This window comes from Tessaracoccus sp. MC1756 (genome assembly GCF_014164735.1).
Lineage (GTDB): Bacteria > Actinomycetota > Actinomycetes > Propionibacteriales > Propionibacteriaceae > Arachnia.
Genome location: NZ_JACJFZ010000001.1, coordinates 1,061,872 through 1,082,229, shown reverse-complemented (window position 1 = coordinate 1,082,229; position 20,358 = coordinate 1,061,872). Strand labels below are relative to the sequence as shown.

At 67.3% G+C, this 20,358-nt stretch carries 17 protein-coding genes; 6 read left to right on the top strand and 11 right to left on the bottom strand.

The window, feature by feature from the left end; translation table 11 throughout:
• Nucleotides 1-13: 13 nt before the first annotated feature.
• Nucleotides 14-598 (top strand): DUF3000 domain-containing protein, encoded by a 585-nt coding sequence (locus H5393_RS05010; protein WP_370585929.1) that lies wholly within the window; start codon nucleotides 14-16, stop codon nucleotides 596-598.
• Nucleotides 595-1,806, top strand: a complete 1,212-nt coding sequence (locus tag H5393_RS05005) for an HRDC domain-containing protein (RefSeq protein WP_182765685.1) — start codon at nucleotides 595-597, stop codon at nucleotides 1,804-1,806. The genes H5393_RS05010 and H5393_RS05005 overlap by 4 nt, the downstream gene beginning before the upstream one ends.
• Here the strand turns inward: H5393_RS05005 and dxs are convergent.
• The 5 genes from dxs to H5393_RS04980 form a co-directional block, all read right to left on the bottom strand.
• A complete protein-coding gene (gene dxs, locus H5393_RS05000; RefSeq protein ID WP_182765684.1) occupies nucleotides 1,797-3,716 on the bottom strand; it encodes a 1-deoxy-D-xylulose-5-phosphate synthase in 1,920 nt (639 codons plus the stop codon). The genes H5393_RS05005 and dxs overlap by 10 nt on opposite strands.
• Before the next feature lie 55 nt (nucleotides 3,717-3,771).
• Complete coding sequence (locus H5393_RS04995; RefSeq protein WP_076058785.1) at nucleotides 3,772-4,161, bottom strand: hypothetical protein; 390 nt, start codon at nucleotides 4,159-4,161, stop codon at nucleotides 3,772-3,774.
• Nucleotides 4,162-4,639: 478 nt separating this feature from the next.
• Nucleotides 4,640-7,453: an aconitate hydratase gene (locus H5393_RS04990; protein WP_182765683.1), complete on the bottom strand. Its 2,814-nt coding sequence runs from the start codon at nucleotides 7,451-7,453 to the stop codon at nucleotides 4,640-4,642.
• A gap of 113 nt (nucleotides 7,454-7,566) precedes the next feature.
• Nucleotides 7,567-8,697 (bottom strand): class I SAM-dependent RNA methyltransferase, encoded by a 1,131-nt coding sequence (locus tag H5393_RS04985; RefSeq protein ID WP_182765682.1) that lies wholly within the window; start codon nucleotides 8,695-8,697, stop codon nucleotides 7,567-7,569.
• Complete coding sequence (locus H5393_RS04980; protein WP_182765681.1) at nucleotides 8,694-10,688, bottom strand: APC family permease; 1,995 nt, start codon at nucleotides 10,686-10,688, stop codon at nucleotides 8,694-8,696. The genes H5393_RS04985 and H5393_RS04980 overlap by 4 nt, the downstream gene beginning before the upstream one ends.
• 53 nt (nucleotides 10,689-10,741) lie before the next feature.
• On the opposite strand from H5393_RS04980, the gene H5393_RS04975 reads away from it, so the two are divergent.
• Both H5393_RS04975 and H5393_RS04970 read left to right on the top strand, forming a co-directional pair.
• Nucleotides 10,742-11,452 (top strand): TrkA family potassium uptake protein, encoded by a 711-nt coding sequence (locus tag H5393_RS04975; RefSeq protein WP_182765680.1) that lies wholly within the window; start codon nucleotides 10,742-10,744, stop codon nucleotides 11,450-11,452.
• Nucleotides 11,453-11,461: 9 nt separating this feature from the next.
• On the top strand, nucleotides 11,462-12,139 hold the full coding sequence (locus H5393_RS04970; protein ID WP_182765679.1) for a TrkA family potassium uptake protein: 678 nt from the start codon (nucleotides 11,462-11,464) through the stop codon (nucleotides 12,137-12,139).
• Here H5393_RS04970 and H5393_RS04965 read toward each other — a convergent pair.
• From H5393_RS04965 to H5393_RS04950, 4 genes are read right to left on the bottom strand one after another with little or no spacing between them, the layout of a single operon-like run.
• Nucleotides 12,136-12,492, bottom strand: a complete 357-nt coding sequence (locus tag H5393_RS04965; RefSeq protein WP_182765678.1) for an OB-fold nucleic acid binding domain-containing protein — start codon at nucleotides 12,490-12,492, stop codon at nucleotides 12,136-12,138. The two genes, H5393_RS04970 and H5393_RS04965, sit on opposite strands and share 4 nt — an antisense overlap.
• Before the next feature lie 3 nt (nucleotides 12,493-12,495).
• Nucleotides 12,496-13,254, bottom strand: a complete 759-nt coding sequence (locus H5393_RS04960) for a DUF3710 domain-containing protein (protein ID WP_182765677.1) — start codon at nucleotides 13,252-13,254, stop codon at nucleotides 12,496-12,498.
• A 17-nt stretch (nucleotides 13,255-13,271) separates the two neighbouring features.
• Complete coding sequence (gene dut, locus H5393_RS04955; RefSeq protein WP_182765676.1) at nucleotides 13,272-13,709, bottom strand: dUTP diphosphatase; 438 nt, start codon at nucleotides 13,707-13,709, stop codon at nucleotides 13,272-13,274.
• Nucleotides 13,706-14,149, bottom strand: coding sequence for a DUF3093 domain-containing protein (locus tag H5393_RS04950; protein ID WP_182765675.1), 444 nt, complete (start codon nucleotides 14,147-14,149; stop codon nucleotides 13,706-13,708). Before H5393_RS04950 ends, dut begins: the two co-directional genes overlap by 4 nt.
• 62 nt (nucleotides 14,150-14,211) lie before the next feature.
• Here H5393_RS04950 and H5393_RS04945 point away from each other — a divergent pair, with 62 nt between their 5' ends.
• The gene (locus H5393_RS04945) at nucleotides 14,212-14,502 is read left to right on the top strand and encodes a DUF4235 domain-containing protein (RefSeq protein ID WP_083665330.1); all 291 of its coding nucleotides are present in this window, start codon (nucleotides 14,212-14,214) and stop codon (nucleotides 14,500-14,502) included.
• An 8-nt stretch (nucleotides 14,503-14,510) separates the two neighbouring features.
• On the opposite strand, the gene H5393_RS04940 is transcribed toward H5393_RS04945, so the two are convergent.
• Nucleotides 14,511-14,807 (bottom strand): DUF4193 domain-containing protein, encoded by a 297-nt coding sequence (locus H5393_RS04940; protein ID WP_076058767.1) that lies wholly within the window; start codon nucleotides 14,805-14,807, stop codon nucleotides 14,511-14,513.
• A gap of 143 nt (nucleotides 14,808-14,950) precedes the next feature.
• Here H5393_RS04940 and sepH point away from each other — a divergent pair, with 143 nt between their 5' ends.
• On the top strand, nucleotides 14,951-15,922 hold the full coding sequence (gene sepH / locus H5393_RS04935; RefSeq protein WP_255436255.1) for a septation protein SepH: 972 nt from the start codon (nucleotides 14,951-14,953) through the stop codon (nucleotides 15,920-15,922).
• Nucleotides 15,923-16,052: 130 nt separating this feature from the next.
• On the opposite strand, the gene H5393_RS04930 is transcribed toward sepH, so the two are convergent.
• On the bottom strand, nucleotides 16,053-20,306 hold the full coding sequence (locus tag H5393_RS04930) for a family 20 glycosylhydrolase (RefSeq protein ID WP_182765673.1): 4,254 nt from the start codon (nucleotides 20,304-20,306) through the stop codon (nucleotides 16,053-16,055).
• Nucleotides 20,307-20,358: the final 52 nt, after the last annotated feature.

The window sequence follows — 20,358 nt, the reverse complement described above, 5'->3', positions numbered from 1 at the left end:
TTAGAGTGGCGACGTGCCCGCGAATGTCACCAGCATCACTCCAGAGCCGTTCAGCCGCGCTCTCCGGGAGTTGACGGCGATGAACTGGCGTTCCGGCATCACCGCGGACGAGATCGGCTCTCCCCAGCGCATTGCCCCCTATTCGGTGGCCATCGCCGCCGAGCTGTTGGAGGACGATGAGCCCTTGGCAACGGGGCGCCTGATCCTCCTCCACGACCCGGCGGGCAACGACGCATGGGCCGGCACTTTCCGCCTCGTGACCTACGTCCGCGCCGAGGTGGACCTGGACATGGTGACAGACCCCCTTCTCCCTGAAGTCGCCTGGTCGTGGTTCACCGAAGCGCTGGAGAGCCACGGCTGCGATGCCTCGGCACTGGCCGGAACAGTGACCGCCTCCTACGGTCGAGGCTTCGGCGAGATGGTCCAGGAACCCGACAGGGCGGACGTCGAGCTGCGCTCCTCATGGACGCCCCAACTCGACGGCGCGCACTCGCTCACCCCGCATCTCGCGGCTTGGCAGGATCTGCTCGGCCAGGTGGCCGGGCAACCTCCCCTGCCGCCGGGCGTGGCCACCCTCCCGGTGGGCCGCAACCTATGACCTATGTGAACAGCAGCCGCGAGCCACTCAAGCCCGTCGTCGACACCCCTCAACTCCTGGCGGAGTGCCTCGCGGCCCTGCGCGCCGGCAGAGGGCCGGTGGCCTTCGACACGGAACGTGCGCACGGCCACCGGTACTGGGCGAAGGCCTATCTGCTCCAGATCCGCCGTGAAGGCTCGGGGACGTGGCTGATCGATCCGATCGCCTTCGAGGAGGGCGGGGAACTGGCTGACCTCAGCTCGCTCGTCGACGCGTGCGGCACCGCCACCTGGATCGTCCACGCCGCCACCCAGGACCTGCCCTGCATGCAGGAAATCAACATCATCCCGCCGCGGATCTTCGACACCGAACTCGCCGCGCGCCTCCTCGCAAAACCCGGCGCATCGCTCGGGGCCCTCCTTGAGGCCGAGCTCGGCGTCAAACTCCGCAAGGCACACTCCGCCGACAACTGGTCGCGCAGGCCGCTCCCCGAATCCTGGTTGATCTACGCCGCACTCGACGTGGACTACCTCCTCGAACTGTCCAAGGTGCTGGCCACCCACCTGGTGCTGGCCGGTCGCGAAGAATGGTCCGCGCAGGAGAACGACGACATGCTGGCGCGTTTCAGCACGCCGCCGAAGCCCCGCGAGGACCCCTGGCGGCGCCTCAGCGGCCTCACCACCCTCAGGACGCCGATGCAGTACGCCGTGGCCCGGGAACTATGGCTGGCGCGGGACGAGGTTGCCAGGCGCCGCGACCGGCCGCCAGGCTGGATCCTCCATGATTCGGCGGTGTTGGCGGTCGCCGCCCTGGCCCGCGACGCGGTACCGAGCGCGGCGCAGGTCCAGAACCTCCCGGGCTTCAGCTCCCAGCCGGGGCAGCGCTACGTGCATCACTGGCTGGCTGCACTCGAACGTGTCCGGCGCCTGCCGCCGGAGCAGTACCCTGCCAAACGCCTGCACACCCCCGGCGTGCCGCACCCCAGGTCCTGGGATAAGGCGAATCCGGAGGCAGCGTTGCGCTGGGCAGCGGTGCGGCCCGCCGTCGACGAATTGGCCTGCGACCTGGGGGGGCTCCAGCCCAGCCTGATCGCACCGCCCGCGGTGTTGCAGGAGGCGCTCTACCGTCATTCAGAGGTGACGCGAGAGGTGCTCCTGGAACTGGGCGCCCGGCCGTGGCAGGCTGACTTCCTGGCCCCCGCCATCGCGGAGGCGCTCGGTCAGGCCTGAGCGTCCTCGACGGTGACGTCGACCACCTCGGTAGAGAGCAGGTCACCCAGCACGGACAGCGCCGTGGCGGCGGCGGTGAGCCCGATGCGCTCCAGCACTTCGTCGCGTGAGCCATGCTTCAGGAATTCCTTGGGGATGCCGAAGTTGCGTACCTTCACCGCTGCGTCCTCCATCGCCAACTGTGCCCCCAGCCTCTGGCCGACGCCACCGTCGACGAGGTTGTCCTCCAAGGTGACCACGAGGTCGTAGCCGCTGGCCAGCGACACGAGGTCTGGGCTCACCGGCAGGGCCCACAGCGGGTCGACGACTGCGGCGGACACCCCCTGGTCATCGAGACGCTCGGCGAGATCCATCGCCACCCCCACGAACTGCCCGTATCCAACGATGAGCACCTTCGCCTCTTCGGGCCGGACCAGCACGTCGACGCGGTTGATCCCCTCGCCCACGTGGGCGATCTCCGGCATTTCGTCCGGCAGGCGTTCCTTCGAGTAGCGCACGACGGTGACCGCATCGTCGACCTCCACCGCATGGTCCAGCGCTGCCACCAGACGGGTCTGGTCGCGCGGTGCCGCCAGTTGGAGGTGCGGCACGATGCCCAGGAGCGTCATGTCCCACATGCCGTTGTGGCTGGGCCCGTCCGTGCCGGTCACGCCGGCCCTGTCCAGCACCAGAGTGATGCCGGCCCTGTGCAGCGCCGCGTCCATGAGCACCTGGTCGAAGGCCCGGTTCAGGAACGTGGCGTAGAGGGCGACCACCGGATGCAGGCCGGCGCGTGCCAGGCCGGCCGCGGAGACCACGGCGTGCTGCTCGGCGATACCGACGTCGAAGATCCGGTCCGGGAACGCCGCTGCGAAGCGGCCCAGCCCGGTGGGGTTGAGCATGGCCCCGGTGATGGCCACCAGGTCTGGGCGTCGCTGACCGAGCTGCACGATGGCTTCGGCGAACGCGTCCGTCCAGGTGGCCTGCACCGTCGCCGACAGCGGCTCTCCGGTGAACTCGTTGATCTTGCCGACCGCGTGGAAGCGGTCCTCCTCGTGCTCCTCGGCGGCCTGGAAGCCCCTGCCCTTGCGCGTCACGCAGTGCACGATCACCGGGCCGCCGAACTGGCGTGCCTGTTCCAAGTGGTTGGTGAGGGCCGTGATGTCGTGCCCATCGATGGGGCCGGTGTACTTGATGCCGATGTCCGAGAACATCGTCTGGGGCGCCAGGACGTCCTTCACGCCGGTCTTGAAACCATGCATGAGGTCATAGACCGGCCGCCCGAACACGGGGATGCGGTTCACGCCGCGCTTGATGACGCTCAGCGTCTTCTCGTAGCGGTGATCCGTGCGGAGGCCGGCCAGGTGGTTGGCCAGCCCGCCGACTGTGGGTGTGTAGGAGCGGCCGTTGTCGTTGACGATCACCACGAGGCGCAGGTCGCCGGCGTCAGCGATGTTGTTGAGGGCCTCCCAGGCCATACCGCCGGTCAGCGCTCCGTCGCCGACGACCGCCACGACCGTGCGGTCCTCCCCCTTGATGCGGAACCCCTTGGCCAGACCCTCAGCCCACGAGAGGGCCGATGAGGCGTGCGAGTTGCGCACCCAGTCATGTTCCGATTCGTCAGGTTCCGGGTACCCGGAGATGCCCTCCTGCTGGCGGAGGGTGTCGAAGAGAGGGGCGCGGCCGGTGAGGATCTTGTGGACGTAGCTCTGGTGACCGGTGTCGAAGATGATGGGATCTGACGGCGAATCGAAGACCTTGTGGATGGCCATGGTCAATTCGACGACGCCGAGGTTCGGGCCCAAGTGGCCACCGGTGCGGCTGACCTTCGTGATCAGGAAGCGCCTGATCTCGTCAGCCAACTGCACCAGTTGTTTCCTGGACAGCGCCCGCAGGTCATGGGGGCTGTGCACCGAATCCAACAGAGACATGCCGTCAATAGTAGGCCCTAAGAACCAATGGGCCGGGCCAACGTGCGGGCGGAGGTCACAGCCGGGGGACGAAACGCACGTCCCGGAGTGCCTGTTCGACGAGCTCCACTCCCCTGGCCACCCGGACCAGCCGGGCCTCCTCCTGCTGCAGGACGACCGCAGCCTGATCCACCGTTGCGGTGTCCACCACACCCGACAACGAGGTGCGTACCCCCGCCAGACCGCTGCGCGTCGCCACCAGTTGGGCCGCGACGAACTCCCGCGCCATCCGTGCCAGCACGACAGGGTGACGGCGCAGCACCTGGTACCCCCGGTATTCCGACGGGCAGGAGTCGAGCAGGAAAGATTCCGCCGTCTTCAGCCAGCCGCTGGACCCCGGTGGGCGCACGGCTCCGGGCCAGCCCGGCGGCACGTACACGCGGATGACTTCATCTTCATCGAACATACCTTCTATTGAAGCTCAAGGCCCGGACAAAATCGAGCGCCTGCTCCAATCGACCTCACCTTTCCGCGAGGTCAGAGGTTCAGCTCCGGATCTCCGGCGTCCCCTCCGTGCTCCCCTTCGCGGGGCCAGTGAACAAGCCAACGATCAACGCTGCGACAGCGCCGACCAACACGAAACGCTTCATCGATGCGAACATATGACCCTCCAATCGGTCCCTCCAAGCAGAACCTGACCAGATGACGCGACGCCCACGGCGACGTGAACTGCAGATGTCGGTCGGATGACGATGTTCAAACCCTCCCGGCACGCAGGGCAGGCCGCCCCGCGTCTGCTGTCCCGGCTGAGGGGAAATCGACTTCGGCCCTGGCGGTTCCCGCGAGGCGGTCGCCATGGCGCAGGAACTGGGGGTCGACCGTTAACGACACAAGAACCGGGCCGGCTCCCGAAAGGGGACCGGCCCGGTTCGTCTGCGCTCAGATCAGGCGTTGGCCAGATTACGCAGCACGTACTGCAGGATGCCACCGTGCTGGAAGTAGCTGCGCTCCCCCGGCGTGTCGATGCGGACGAGAGCCTCGAACACGGTCTCCTTGCCGTCGGGGCTCACCGCAGTGACCTTGACGGTCTTCGGCGTCACGTTGTTGTTGAGCTCGGAGATGCCTTCGAAGGAGAAGGTCTCCTCGCCGGTCAGGCCCAGGGAATCGGCGCTCTCGCCGGCCGGGAACTGCAGCGGGAGGACGCCCATGCCGATGAGGTTGGAGCGATGGATGCGCTCGTAGCTCTCAGCGATGACGACCTTGACGCCCAGCAGCGCGGTGCCCTTGGCCGCCCAGTCACGCGAGGAACCGGAGCCGTACTCCTTGCCCGTCAGCACCACGAGCGGGGTGCCCTGCTCTGCGTAGTTGACGGCAGCGTCGTAGACGGTGGTGACGGGGCCGTCGGCCTGGGTGAAGTCACGCGTGAAGCCGCCTTCGGTGCCCGGTGCGATCTGGTTGCGCAGACGGATGTTGGCGAACGTGCCGCGGATCATCACTTCGTGGTTGCCGCGACGGGAACCGTACGAGTTGAAGTCACGACGCTCCACGCCGTTGGCCGTCAGGTACTCGCCCGCGGGCGAGTCCGCCTTGATGGAGCCGGCTGGGGAGATGTGGTCCGTGGTGACCGAGTCGCCCAGCTTGAGCAGCACCCGGGAGCCGGAGACGTCCTCGACGGGCGCCGGGTCGGCCGGCATGCCCTCGAAGTACGGGGGCTTGCGGACGTAGGTGGAGTCGTCCTCCCACTCGAACGTGTCGCCGTCCGGGGTGGGCAGCGAGCGCCAGCGGTCGTCGCCGCTGAACACGTCGGCGTAACGCGAGGAGAACATCTCCGCGCTGATCGACCCGGCGACGACCTCTTCGATCTCCGCCTGGGTGGGCCAGATGTCGGCCATGAACACGTCATTGCCGTCCTGGTCCTGGCCGAGCGGCTCCGAGAAGAGGTCGATGTCCATCGTGCCGGCGAGCGCGTAGACGATGACCAGCATGGGGCTGGCCAGGTAGTTCATCTTCACGTCCGGGTTGATGCGACCCTCGAAGTTGCGGTTGCCCGAGAGCACCGCCGAGACGGCGAGGTCGTGCTCGTTGATGGCCTCGGAGACCTCGGTGATGAGCGGACCGGAGTTGCCGATGCAGGTGACGCAGCCGTAGCCGACGAGGTTGAACCCGATGGCGTCGAGGTACTGCGTGAGGCCGGCCTTCTCGTAGTAGTCCGTGACCACCTGTGACCCCGGCGCCAGCGAGGTCTTGACCCACGGCTTGCGGGTGAGGCCCTTCTCGACGGCCTTCTTGGCCACCAGTGCGGCGCCGATCATCACGCTCGGGTTCGAGGTGTTCGTGCACGAGGTGATCGACGCGATGGTGACAGCGCCGTGATCGAGATCGAAGCTCGAGCCGTCTGCCAGCGTGACGGGCACCTTCTTGACCACACGGTCAGGCGATGCGCCGTTCCCGGCGCCGTGCGGCGCGGGCGAATTGTCCGTCTCGCCGGGAGTGGGCTCGGTGGGGTCCGAGGCGTCCATCGTGGAGTTCACGGCCCTGTCGTAGCCGTTGTAGTCGGCCTCCGGCTCGCCCGCGTAGGCGACCAGTTCCTGATGGAACGCGGTCTTCGACTGGTCCAGCCTGATGCGGTCCTGGGGACGACGGGGACCGGCGATCGACGGGACGACGGTGGAGAGGTCCAGTTCGATGTACTCGGAGTAGACCGGCTCGATCGAGGGGTCGTGCCACAGGCCCTGGGCCTTGGCATAGCTCTCGACGAGGGCGATCTGCTCCTCATCGCGGCCCGTCAGGCGCAGGTAGTCGGTGGTCTTCGCGTCGATCGGGAACACGGCGATGGTCGAGCCGTACTCGGGGCTCATGTTGCCGATGGTCGCGCGGTTGGCGAGCGGAACCTCGGCCACGCCGTCACCGTAGAACTCGACGAACTTGCCGACCACCTTGTGCTCACGCAGCATCTCGGTGATGGTCAGCACGAGGTCGGTGGCGGTGGTGCCTTCGCTCAGCTTGCCGGTCAGCTTGAAGCCGACGACGCGCGGGATGAGCATGGAGACGGGTTGGCCCAGCATGGCCGCCTCGGCCTCGATGCCGCCCACACCCCAGCCGACGACGCCCAGGCCGTTGACCATGGTGGTGTGCGAGTCCGTGCCCACGCAGGTGTCGGGGTAGGCCTGCACCACACCGTCGACGCTGCGGGGGAAGACGACGCGGGCCAGGTGCTCGATGTTGACCTGGTGCACGATGCCGGTGCCGGGCGGGACCACCTTGAAGTTGTCGAACGCGGTCTGGCCCCAGCGGAGGAACTGGTAACGCTCGCGGTTGCGCTGGTATTCGATGTCGGTGTTCTGCTGGAACGCGGTGGGCGTGCCGAAGACGTCGGCGATCACGGAGTGGTCGATGACCATCTCGGCCGGCGACAGCGGGTTGACCTTGGAGGCGTCACCGCCCAGGGCGACGACGGCCTCGCGCATGGTGGCCAGGTCGACGACGCAGGGTACGCCGGTGAAGTCCTGCATGATCACGCGCGCCGGCGTGAACTGGATCTCGTGGTCGGGCTCGGCGTTCGGGTCCCAGTTCCCCAGGAACTCGATGTCTTCCTTGGTGATGTTGGCACCATCTTCGGTGCGCAACAGGTTCTCCAGGAGGACCTTGAGGCTGAAGGGCAACTTCTCGGAGCCCGGCACGGAGTCGAGCCGGAAGATCTCGTACGAGGTGCCGTTGACGTCGAGGCTCGACTTCGCCCCGAAACTGTTGACGCTCATCCTTCTCCTTTACTTGGCTGACGCCAGGTTATCTTGATATCAAGATACCGCACAAGCTGCGGGCGCGCGGCGGCGTCGCCATCCTTCGCCCATCCTAGGGGGTCAGCCGCTGCCTAAGAGGCTGGGTGGAGGATCGCGACGCACTCGACGTGGTGCGTCATCGGGAACAGGTCGAAGCCCCGGATGGAAACGGGCTCGTAGCCCTCAGCGGCGAACGTCTTCAGGTCGCGCGCCAGTGCAGCCGGGTCGCACGCGACGTAGGCGATCGCCCGTGGGCGTCGGGCAGCCACCGCCCGGACCACGCCGGCTCCCGCGCCCTTGCGCGGCGGGTCGAGCACGATCAGGTCCGCCCATTCCGGCAACTGCCGGTCAGCACGCTCGACGGGCAAGGCGTAGAACTCGCCCTCGGGCACGTTGCGCCTGGCGAGTTCAACCGCGCCGCGGCCAGCCTCGACCCCCAGCACCAGGCAGCCGGTGTCGGCCAGCGCCCCGGCGAACAGTCCGACGCCGCAGTAGAGGTCCATGGCCCGCTCCCCCGGCCCGGGACGCAATCCGTCCAGCACGGCTCTGGCCAGGGTTTCGGCGGCGTACGGGTGCACCTGCCAGAATCCGCCGGCGGCGACGGTGTAGGTCCGTCCGAGCACCTTCTGCTGCACGGGATCCGGACCCTTGAGTCGCCGGCCACTGATCATCGTCACGCTCCGGTCCGCCACGGTCACCTCCAGGTCGACGCCGGGATCGGCGAACGCCTGCAGTTCCTCGACGGTGGGCCCGGGGGCGGCGATGAGGCAACCCTGGTCCGGCAGCGGCACGATGTCGTGCGAGCGCCGGGCCCGCAGACCGACCGTGCCGTCGTCGTCGACGGCGTAGCGCACGCGGGTGCGCCAGTCGAGCAGGCCTCCGGGGATCGCCTCGACTTCGCCGTCCCAGGTCAGGCCGGCGAGCCGTTCGAGTTGCTCGGCCACCACGGCCGTCTTGAGGGCGAGTTGCGTGTCGGCATCGGCGTGCTGCCAGTCACAGCCACCGCACCGCCCGGCGATGGGGCAGGGCGGTGCCACGCGCCCGGGCGCCGCGTCGAGCACCTCCGTCACGCGGCCGCGGTCGAACTTGCTGCCGCGGTCCGTGATCTCCAGCCGGACCCGCTCCCCCGGCAAACCGCCGGTGACGAAGACGACCTTCCCCTCGAGCCGCCCGACGATGTATCCGCCATGCGCCACGCGCTCCAACATGACCTCGGTCATCATCTACCGATCCTTGGTTGAGACGCGCGACGGGTCAGGTCGTGGCGCCTGCCCGAACTGCGCAACTGATAGGGCACCGACGTCACCATGACGCCCTGCATGAAGTGCAGCCTGGTGCGGATGAGCAGCGCCGTCTGGTTGTGCAGCAACTGTTCCCACCAGTGTCCAACGACGTACTCGGGGATGTAGACGCTGACGACGTCCCGCGGATTCTCCGAGCGAAGCTCGCTGACGTAGCGGATGAAGGGGCCCGTGATCTCACGGTAGGGAGACGCGATCACCTTGAGCGGGACGCCGAAGTCCTCGTCCTCCCACTCGTCCAGGATCTGCTCCACCTCGTCGTCGTCGATGGCGACGGTCACCGCGGTGAGCGTCGTGGGCCGCGTGGCGCGGGCGAACGCGATGGCCTTGACCGTGGGCAGGTTGACCCGCTGCACCAGGATGACCCCCCGCACCCGGCTCGGGAGGGCGCGATCGGATTCCGGCGTGAGGGCCAGTTCCCTCGACACCGCCTTGTAGTGGTTCGAGATGGCGAGCATGACGAGGAACATCGCGCCCATCGCCACGAGGGCCAGGTACGCGCCGTGCGTGAACTTGGAGATCAGCACCACGAGCAGCACGATCCCGGTGAGGGAGGCGCCGATGAAGTTGATCACCCGGCTCCGCACCATCTGGCGGCGCTCCGCGGGGTCGTGTTCGGTGCGCAGCGCGACGGTCCAGTGCCGCACCATCCCGATTTGCCCCACCGTGAAGGAGATGAATACCCCGACGACGTACAGCTGGATGAGGGCCGTGACCGAGGCGTTGAAGGCCAGCACCAGGGCGATGGCGCCCAGCGACAGCATCACGATTCCGTTGGAGTACGCCAGCCGGTCACCGCGCGAGTGCAGCTGGCGTGGGAGGTACCCGTCCTTGGCCAGGATCGACGCCAGGGAGGGGAACCCGTTGAAGGCGGTGTTGGCCGCGAGGAACAGGATCAGCATGGTGGCTGTGATCATGATGTAGAAGCCGGGCTGGAACCAGTCCATGAACACCACACGGGCCAACTGCCCCGTCACCGTGGTGGCGGCGCTGTGGATGGTGTTGCCCGCGGCGTCGACGTAGTGGGTGCCGGTCAGCTCGTCGATGAGGTGCACCTTGGTGAGGTTGGCCAGCGAGATGAGGCCCACCAGCATGGTGATGGCCATGAGGCCCAGCAGCGCCAACACGGTGGCGGCGTTGCGGCTCTTGGGCGGCCGGAACGCCGGCACTCCGTTACTGATGGCCTCCACGCCGGTCAGCGCCGCGCAACCCGAGGAGAAGGCGCGGGCGAGGATGGCGATCAGGGCCCAGCCGGCCAGGTCGGCCGCGCCGTCCGGGCGCACGACGATCAGGTCTGCGGTCTCCGACTTGAGGTCGTGGCCGAGGACGAAGATGCGCAGGAGACCGATGGCGATCATTGAGAGCATGGAGACCATGAAGACGTAGGTCGGGACGGCGAACGCACTCCCGGACTCGCGCACGCCGCGCAGGTTCACGAGGGTGAGGAACGCGATCACACCGACGGCAGTCCAGGCCTCGTAACCCTCCAGGAACGGCGCCATGGCCTTGGCGTTGATGACGCCGGCGGACACCGACACCGCGACCGTCAGCACGTAATCCACCATGAGGGCCGACGCGACCGTCAGCGCGGCGTGCCGGCCGAGGTTCTCGCGCGCCACTTCATAATCTCCGCCGCCGCTGGGATAGGCATGGACGGTCTGCCGGTACGACGCGACCACGGCCGCGACGACGATGGCGACCAGCACGCCGATCTCCCAGGAGAACAGGAAACCCGCCATGCCTGCCAGGGACAGCGTGATGAGGATCTCGTCAGGCGCATACGCCACGGAGCTCAACGCGTCGGAGGCAAACACGGGCAGCGCGATGCGTTTCGGCAGCAGCGTCTCGCCCATCTGGGCGTTGGCCAGACGTCGTCCCACCACCATGCGCTTGAGCGCCGAGATCACGTTCACAACGCTCAACGTAGACCTGTTCCCCCCAAATGTCATCGGCGCACCCTGGTGCTATGTTCGGATCACACGGGTGCTCATCCCGACCGTCGGAGGAGACAAGGGTGCATATCGTCATCATGGGCTGCGGCCGCGTGGGGGCCATGCTCGCCACGGGTCTCGAGAAGCGGGGCCACAGCGTGGGGGTCATCGACCAGAACCCTGAAGCGTTCCGCCGGCTGGGCAATGACTTCAAGGGACTCACCGTGGAAGGCATCGGGTTCGACCGCGAGGTGCTGGAGGCCGCCGGCATCCGCCGCGCAGACGCCTTCGCTGCGGTCAGCTCCGGCGACAACTCCAACATCCTCTCGGCCCGCGTGGTGCGGGAGAACTACCACGTCGACAACGTGGTGGCCCGCATCTACGACCAGGGCCGCGCCGAGGTGTTCGAACGATTGGGCATCCCCACCGTCGCGACCGTCAAGTGGACCGTGACGCAGATGCTCCGCCGGCTGCTCCCCGCGGGCAGCCAGCCGGTGTGGTCAGACCCCACCGGGGACGCCCGCCTCATGCAGATCCACGTGCACAACGGCTGGGTGGGCCGCCGGGTCAGCGAGCTGTCGGCGGCCGCCGACGCGCCCATCCCGTTCCTCCTGCGGGTGGGACGCGGCCTGGTGCCGGACCGCGACACGATCTATCAGGACGGCGACCTCATCTTCGTCGCCTGCTACACAGAGCGGGTCGATGAACTCGAGACGCTCTTCGCCAACGCCCCCGGCCGGAACTAGGAGGACGAGATGCGCGTCGCCATCGCGGGAGCAGGCAACGTGGGCCGCTCCATCGCCCGTGAACTGATCGCCAACGGTCACCAGGTCCTGCTGATAGAGAAGGATCGCTCCGCCATTCACCGCGGGGCTGTCCCCGGTGCCACCTGGCTCGAGGCTGACGCCTGCGAGCTCAGCTCGCTCGAGGAGGCGGAGCTGGACCGCTACGACGTGGCCATCGCGGCCACTGGTGACGACAAGGCCAACCTCGTCCACTCCCTGCTCGCCAAGACCGAATTCGGCGTGCCCCGCACCGTGGGCCGGGTCAACCACCCGGGCAATGAATGGATGTTCGACGACCAGTGGGGCGTCGACGTCTCCGTCTCCACGCCCCGCCTGATGTCGGCCCTCGTCGAGGAGGCCGTTTCCACCGGCGACCTGGTGCGGCTGCTCACCTTCACCAAGTCGACGACCCATCTCTCTGAGATCCGGCTTCCCGTGGGTTCGCGCTTCATCGGCCACCGCATCCGCGACATCCAACTGCCCGGCGATGCCGTGCTCGTCGCGATCATCCGCGACGGGGCGCCGCTGACGCCAGAACGTGACCGCGCCTTCGAGGCGAGCGATGAACTGCTGTTCCTGGTCACCCAGGAATCGGAGCCGGACCTGGCCGAGCTGTTCGACCCGGATTCCGAGCCTGAGGAGAGCTAGGGGATGATCTCGAAGTCCGGGTTGTAGATCACCGGATTTCCGTCCTCATCGGCGAGCCTGCCCGCGACGCGGATGTGGCGCCCAGGCATGAGGCATTCGAGCCGGCTGCGGCCCATCCAGATCAGGCGAACGGTGCCGGAGCCGTCGTTGACCTCCGCCTCGAGCCAACCGTTCTCGGCATCAGAGGTGATGGAGACGATCTCGCCTCGGAGCTTCACACGGCTGCGCGGCTCGCACCGTGCCAGTTGCTGGGCCCCGCTGTCCTCGGCGCGCTGGATCAGCTCAGTGGCCTCCAACTCCTCGATCGGGGTCACCCAGCGCCGCAGCCGCTCTCGGAGCGACGTACGAGTCATTTCTCAGTCCTCCTGCGCCGCCTGCTGCTGGGCCTGCTGCGGCACCGTCATGGGGAGCAGGCTGCCAGGTGCTGCCGGCGCAGTGCCGCGACGGACGACGAGGGCGCTGAAGAACTCCCGCAGCGCCACCTGGATGTCTTCATTGGTGGGCTCGAACGTTGCCTTGCCGAGGAGAACACCCCGGAGCACCCATCCGGGGCCGGGCACCAACCAGGTGCGCGACACGTGCATGGCGGGATTGCCGTTCGGGTCTGTCATCGGCAACGACCGGCGGACCTCGGCACCGAAGGGGCCCTCGACCAGTTCGATGCGCCCCTTCTGCTGCTGGGTGGCGCGGATAATCTCGGAGCGGATCTCGGGCACCATCGACGACTTTCCGGGGCCGGCGAAGACCGCCACCTCGAGGGCCGACTGGTTACCGTCGCCCACGAGCAGGGACTGCACGATGTTGGTGTCCTTGTTGACCTGCAGCTGCAGTGACATGCCTTCGAAGGGCGTGAGCACGAGCGTTCCCAGGTCCAGGCGCTGCACCTCGTCGGCGTCGGCCTCGAGGTCCACCTCTTCGATGTCGAAGGGGCCCCAGTCACGGTCGAATTCGGCGTCCCACAGGGCCGCCTGGGCCTCGATCGGCGTCACTTCGGGCCGCGCCTCGGCTTCTGCCGGGCGGTCGTCCACTTCTTCCGCGATGCGCTTGTCCACCACTTCAGTAGCCGGCCGGCTCTGTTCGGCCTCAGCGGGGCGCTTCTTGCGTCCGAAAATCACAGGTCTTCCTTCTGATCTCAGGGTGTGGTGAAACCACCAGTTGAACCATACCCACCGATCCCGCGCGAAGTCTCATCGAGATCGTCCACAGGCGTGAAAGAGGCCGTCATGAAAGGCATGATCAGCAACTGCGCGATCCGGTCCCCGGCGCTGAGCCGGATGGGGTCGTGCTGGTCGAGGTTGATGAGGCATACCTTGATCTCGCCGCGGTAGCCGGCGTCGATGACCCCGGGTGAGTTGACGATACTCAGACCGGCCCGCGCCGCGAGACCTGACCGGGGCGTGACCAGCCCGACGTGACCGTCGGGGATGGCCACCGCGACTCCGGTGCCCACGAGGCGGCGCTCCCCCGGCGCCAACACCGCGTCCTCCGTCGTGCGGAGATCAGCGCCGGCGTCGCCCGGGTGCGCGTAGCTGGGGAGGTGCCCGACGGCAGCGACGGTGTTGATGTTCATCGCGCAATCTCGCTGAGCGCTGCGGCGAGTTCGGCGGGGCGCCGGGTGCTGACGAGCCACCGCGAGTGCGGGTCTGCCGGGTCCGCCAACTCCACCCGCACCAAGCCGTCGATGAAGGGTCTGGTGAAGAGGAACTCGCGGTTGTCGGCGCCGGGGCCGAGCGCCTGACGGGCCGCCTCGCCCTCAAGCGCGGTCACTTCGCCGATGTATTCCCGCTCGAGCCTGTTGCGCCCCGCGGTGAAGGCTTCGCCGTCGACGCTCAGGCGGGTGGCGCTGTAGGCGACGAGGCCCAGCCCGACGCCCACGAGGGTCAACGCGACGACGCTGATGGCCAACCACAGTTCGAGGTAAGCGAGCACGGCGACGGCGATACTTGCTACGAACAGGAGGCCGATCACGATCCACCACCAGGGGATGTGCAGGCGTTCGGAATAGCTCACGACAGTCACCTTAACCCGTGGGCATAATGGGCATGGATCTGGTGCCGGCGAAAGGAACCTTCATGGCAATGACCGAGAAGATCATGTGGAAACTCTATGCGGGAGCTGCAGGTGCCGTCACGACGATGGTGGTGCAGAAGACCATCACGAAGGTCTGGGAGGCCGCCACCGGTGAACCGCCGCCGGACCCCAATGATCCGGAGGCCCCGCTGGTCAACGGGCTCATCTGGGCGGCCGCCAGCGGCCTGGGGGTGGGAGTGGCGCAGCTCGTCATGAACCGCTACGTGCATCGCCGCTGGATGGCCAACTACAGCCACAACGGTCCGGGCAAGCTGCGCTCACGCCTCACCTGACCCAGCTGTCAGACGCAGTCGACGCAGTAGTACTGGCCGTTGCGTTCCTCCGCGAGCTGCGGGCGGGCCTTCACGAGGAAGCATGAAGCACACGTGAACTCGTTCGCCTGCCGCGGCAGGACGCGCACGGTCAGTTCTTCGTGGGACAGGTCAGCTCCCGGCAGTTCGAAGGATTCGGCCGCCTCGACCTCGTCCTCGTCAACCTTGCCTGAGTTCTTGTCAGCGCGACGCGACTTCAACTCCTCAAGCGAATCCTCGCTCATCTCCTCGTCGGTCTTGCGGGGAGCGTCGTAGTCCGTTGCCATCCGTGTATGTCCTTTCGTTGCCGCGATCGCGCTATGTGTACCACATCCCGCCAAAATGTGGGATACCCGCTCGGCACCTGTGTTTGCGAATGTGCACTTCCTAGCGCTCTGCCTACCGCGCGACGAGGGCGTACGCTGGTAAGTTGTCCCAGACAGTAGCCAGCCGTACGAGGAGCCCAATGGACCACTCTCTGACCCCACGGGAGATCCAGACCCGTGTCCGTGCGGGTGCCTCCATCGAGGATCTGGTTGCGGAGAGCGGAATGCCGGCCGAGCGCATCGACGCATTCGCCGGCCCAGTGCTCGCCGAACGCGAACATGTCGCCCAGACGGCCCAGGTGTCCACGGTGCGCCGTCGGGGCGAGTCCGGCACGCACAGGCGTCTCGGCGAACTGATCGCCACGAGGCTCCGCACGCGCAGCATCGACGCCGACGACGTCACGTGGGACGCGTGGCGCCAGTCAGACCTCAAGTGGCGCATCGTCGCCCGTCTCACCTCCGACGTGGAGGCGGAGTCCAGGGTGGCCGAGTTCGTGTTCGACCCCAAGGGTCGCTTCTCGGTGGCCCACAACTCCGACGCACGCTGGATGATCGGCGAGGAGGCGCGCGGCGACGCTCCCCCGGAGGAAGAGAACACCATCGACTTCCACGATGAGCTCGCCCTGGTGCGGGCCACGCAACCCGTTTCGCACCCCGGCGACGAGGTCCCTTCGTCGGAGTTGATGCACGACAGCAACGAGGACACCTCCGAACTCGACAGCCTGTATGACATGTTGAGCGGCATCAGCGAAGACTCGGTGCGCATCTACACCGGCATCCTGGACCCTGTGCAGCCGGAGGAGGCCCCAGTAGTCGCTCCCGAGGTGCAGGACGACGAGGAACCCGCCGTGGATGAAGAGGCTGAAGACCTCGCCGCCCCCGAGGAACCCGCCGAGGGGGCACCGCAGGATGAGGTCACGACGGTGATCGAGGACGAGCCGGTGACCGAGGTGGCGAAACCCACCCAGGACGCCCTCGTGGAGGCTGAGGACGAGCAGCCGAAGCCCAGCCGCCGTCGCCGTCGGGCGAAGGTGCCGAGCTGGGACGAGATCATGTTCGGCGGCCCCACCAAGTAGCAGGCGGGGCGCCCACAGCACGAAGGAACCCCCGGGCTTCAAGCGGTTTGCTTGGAGCCCGGGGGTTCTGTTTCAGCTAGTGGGCTGACCGCCTGAGGCGGGCGCGTGAGGCGCCCGGCTCAGGTGAGGGTCAGCCCCGCTTCTCGGGTCCTCCGAACATCACGATGTTGTTGAAGACCCACTCGTTGCCCTGCGAGAAGCTGTACCCACCCGCAGGCTTCGCGGTGGCCGCGTACACCGTCGTCATCGTGTAGGAACGGCACGCGCCCCTCCCCGTGGCCGGGGTGTCGCACTCGGTCTTCCACTGACGACCGGCCGAGGTGAACACGCCCTCGGTGGTTGAATCGATGTCACCCAGCGGGTTGCCCTTCCAGGCCTGACGGGTCATGTACGGCAGGTACGTCAGGTTGTTGAACGCCCACCCGCTCTCGCGGACGAACTGGCCGTTCTCCATCTTGACCACGGTGGCCCAGATCTCCGTGCGGCAACGCTCCGTCTGCGAGTACGCCTCACAGGTCGTGAACCACTGACGGCCGTTGAACTGGTGCTTGCCCGGCAGGGTGTAGGGCACCGTCGGGACGTACTTGTCCGAGGTCGGCGTGGTCGTCGGCCTGCCCGAGGGCGTGACCGTCGGCTTGACCGACGGCTTCACGGAGGGCTTGACCGACGGCGACACCGACGGGCTCGGCGACGGCGTGGCCTTCTGGGCAACGGTCAGCGTGAAGCTGGCCGTCCCCGCGTTGCCCGCCTCATCCGTGACGGTCACCATGACGGTGAACGCACCCGACTCCGAGGGCGTACCGGCGATCAGGCCAGAGACCGGATCGATGGTCATACCGGCCGGGAGCCCGGTGGCCGTGTAGGTGAGCACGCCGGGGCGATCATCGGTGGCTTCCACCTGGATGGACACCGCGGTTCCCACTGTTCCGCTCTCTGCGGCGATGGCCGAGAGCACTGGGTCGGTGACGTCCGGACCACAGGTGACGGGCGGGGCCCACGTCTCCGGCACCGGGGAGACGACCACCGGGGGGTCGGTCCAGTTCGAGCGGAACTCGAGTTCACCGATGGTGGCGAACTGGTCGGCCGTGGCGTAGTTCTCGGTGATCAGGATGCGCACATACCGGGCCTGAAGGTCCAGATCGAAGTTCGTGGCGGTGCGACCACGCGGCAGCGTCTTGGCCTCGGCCTCGGTCCACGTCGCGTTGTCGGTGCTGTACTGGATGGTGAAGTTCGACACCTGACCGTTGTCGCTGCCCTGGCGCGGCACCCACGTGAACCAATCGAGATCCTGGACCTCGCCGAGGTCGACGTTGATGGTGTGCGGCATCGACGCGATGGGGGCCGCCCACCGCGAGTGCCAGAACGTGGCACGATCACCGTCGACCATCGCCTTGGCCACGCCGTTCGGCGCGGTCTCGTTGGTAGCCTCCGACGACGCGGTGACCGAGGCCCCGCTGATGAGGTCGCCGGTGACGGGGATTGCGCTGGAGTCGACCTCGATGACCTGCTCCGTGAAGCGGCCGTCGACGTCGGTGACGCGGAACAGGTACTCGCCGCCCTCGGTCTGGTAGGTGACCGGCATCGTCAGGTGTGCGTTGCCGTCCTCGTCGGTCATGAACCGCCCCTGGATGGATGGGTCCTGGACCTTGGAGTCATTCGGGCCGACAACCTGGATCGGGTCCTTGCTGAACTGGATGGTGGCGAGGCTGTTGGGCGTGAAGCCCGACAGGTCGGCCACCAGTCGCGAGTTGTCGTGCACCCTTGCCTCGGCGTTGACCACGGCGACGCCAGGCGCAACGCACACGTCAGGTGCCCACGCGACAGGCACTGTGTACCCCGCCTCGACGGTGACCTTGCCGGTCACGACGCGGCCGTCAGAGAACGTCACCGTCGCGTCGAAGGAGCCTTCGGCGGCATAGGCATGCTCAGCGCCCACCAGATAGCGCGAGCCTGAGTGCACCGGGGTGCGCTCCTGGACCGGCGTGAAGGTGGCGTCCACCACTGGTGAGCCATCACCGAAGTCCACGGTGGCGGTCAGGGGGGCTGTCAGCTCCGAGTTGCTGCGGCCGTCGGCGTCGTCGACGGTGTCGACCTGGATCGACGTGCCGTCAGCCGAGACCTTGGTTCCCGGGGCTGCGATGGTGGCAGGCTCCACGAGCATTGCGGTGCCCGGGGCTGCCTTGGCGTCCACACCTGCGGCTGCGACGTCCCAAGCAACCTTGGGGCTGTCGTAGAAGTTGGAGTCCTTGGCCAGCAGCCTGGCGCCCATGGGCTCCATCCGCTTCATGAACTGCGTCACGTTGCGCTGTGCCTGCGGGGTCCAGCCGACCTCCGCGTGGGACATGGCGCGCGGGAACATCATGAACTCGTTCTGCGAGCCCCGACGGATGGTCTCGGACCACATCGGTCCCTCCATGCCGAGGAGGTCGTCCTCGGTCACGGCAGGCAGATTTGACTCCGCAGGGGGCTCGACGACCGACAGCGGATCCCAGGTGTAGTAGTGGTCAAGATCGCCGATGCCGGCCCAGGTGAGGCCGATGGGCGTCTTGCTCGAGTACTTCATGTCCAGGTACGCGCGCGTGGACGCGGACACGACCACCTTGGCGCCGGCCTGGATCGCCTCGTAGGTGCGCTGGGTGCCACCCGTCCAGTACTGGACGACGTCGCCCTCGGAGAGACCCGCGTCGGCGAACTCGTTCCAGCCGATGGCGCTCTTGTCGAGGCCGCGGATGATGGTGATCACCTGGCGCACGAACGACTGGTAGTCGGCATGCGGGGTGGCATGGGTCTCGTCCCCACCGACGTGGATGTACTGGCCAGGCGTCATCTCAGCCAACTGGCCGAAGATGTGTTCCAGGGCCGTCCAGGTCTGGGGATTGTTCACGTCGAGGGTGGATTCGCCCACGTTGCCGTTGTTCTGCTCGACGGTGTTGCCGTAGACGGTCGCGAACGGCCGGCTGCCCGTGCTGTTCAACTCCGGCAGGGAGTGCAGCATGGCACCGGTGTGGCCCGGCACGTCGATCTCGGGCACGATCGTGATCTGGCGCTCCGCGGCGTAGGCGACGATGTCGCGGTACTGCTCCTGCGTGTAGTAGCCGTTGCGGCCGAGCTCCTGCCGGTAGCCGAAGTGCTTGCCTGCCTCCGTCTCGGCCATCGACAGGTTCCCGCCGATGCGATGCAGGCGGGTGTAGTCGATCTCGTCACCCTCAGCGCGGCCGTCGTTGGTGATCTCGATGCGCCAGCCCTGGTCGTCTGCCAGGTGCAGGTGGATGCGCGAGATCTTCACCGATGCCAGGGTGTCGATGATGTTCTTCAGGTCGTCGACCTCGATGAAGGACCGGGCGACGTCGATCTGGGTGCCGCGGTGCACGTAGCGGGGGGCGTCCTCAACCGTGACAGCGGGCGCAGTCCATTCGGTGTAGACGGTGTCGGGCGAGTAGATCATCGGCGGCAGCAGTTGGAGGAGGCTCTGAGCGCCGTTCCAGAGTCCGTGCTTGGCCTTGGCGGTGATCGTGGCGCGGCCCTCGGCCGTCACCAGCCTGTAGGGCTCATCCGTGCTCGGGGTAGCAACGGCGGGAACCAGCGCGGGGTCCACCACGAATTCGATCGCGTTGCTGTCTGCAGCAGCCACGATGGGCAGTGCATAGCCAGTGGCGGCCCGCAGTTGCGCGGCGAGCAGTTCGGCGATGGGGGCCGCCTCGCCGGAGGCGACGATCCGGGTGTTCGCGTCGAGCGTGAAGGGCTGGCCGTCGTCCTCAGTCACCTTGACCGGCAACGGAACCAGGTTCACTGCGCCTGACGGTGGGGCCGGCGGAGTGGGTTCGGCACCGTTCCACACCTCGAACTCGTAGAGCGACACGCCCCACTTCGACCCGCCGATGGGCGTACGCTCCTCGGCCTGCATGCGCACGTACTGCCAGGCCTCGCCGACGGTGGCGGCGTTGAGGGTCTGCTTGTCCAGGCCGGCCGTGCCGTCGGGCGGGCACGTGGGCCGGATCGACGAGGTGGCGTCGGTCCAGACCGTCCCGTCATTCGACACCTGCAGTTTGTACTGCGCGGCGCAGGCGGCTTCCCAGTGGATGTTGACGTGATCGACGACGGTGGGTTCCGCCAGCTTGACCTGCAGCCAGGCCTGATCCGAGTGGTTCGAGGACCATCGGGAGGTGAGATCCCCGTCGACGGCCATCTGGTAGGTCCATCGGCCGTCGGAGAGCTCATTGCCGGAAGCCGACACGGTGGATCCGTTCGACGTCAACGCGACGTTGGTTCCGATGTCCTCGGCGGACGCCATCGTCGGCGCCACCATGGCGGCTACGCCGCTGAAGGCGACCGCCAACGCGGACACCAGGGCAGCCAGGCTCCTGGACTTTCTTCGCACGTGCATCATCGCACCCTTATCTCTCGAGGCGCGCCACGCAACTGTGGCACGGTTGCCT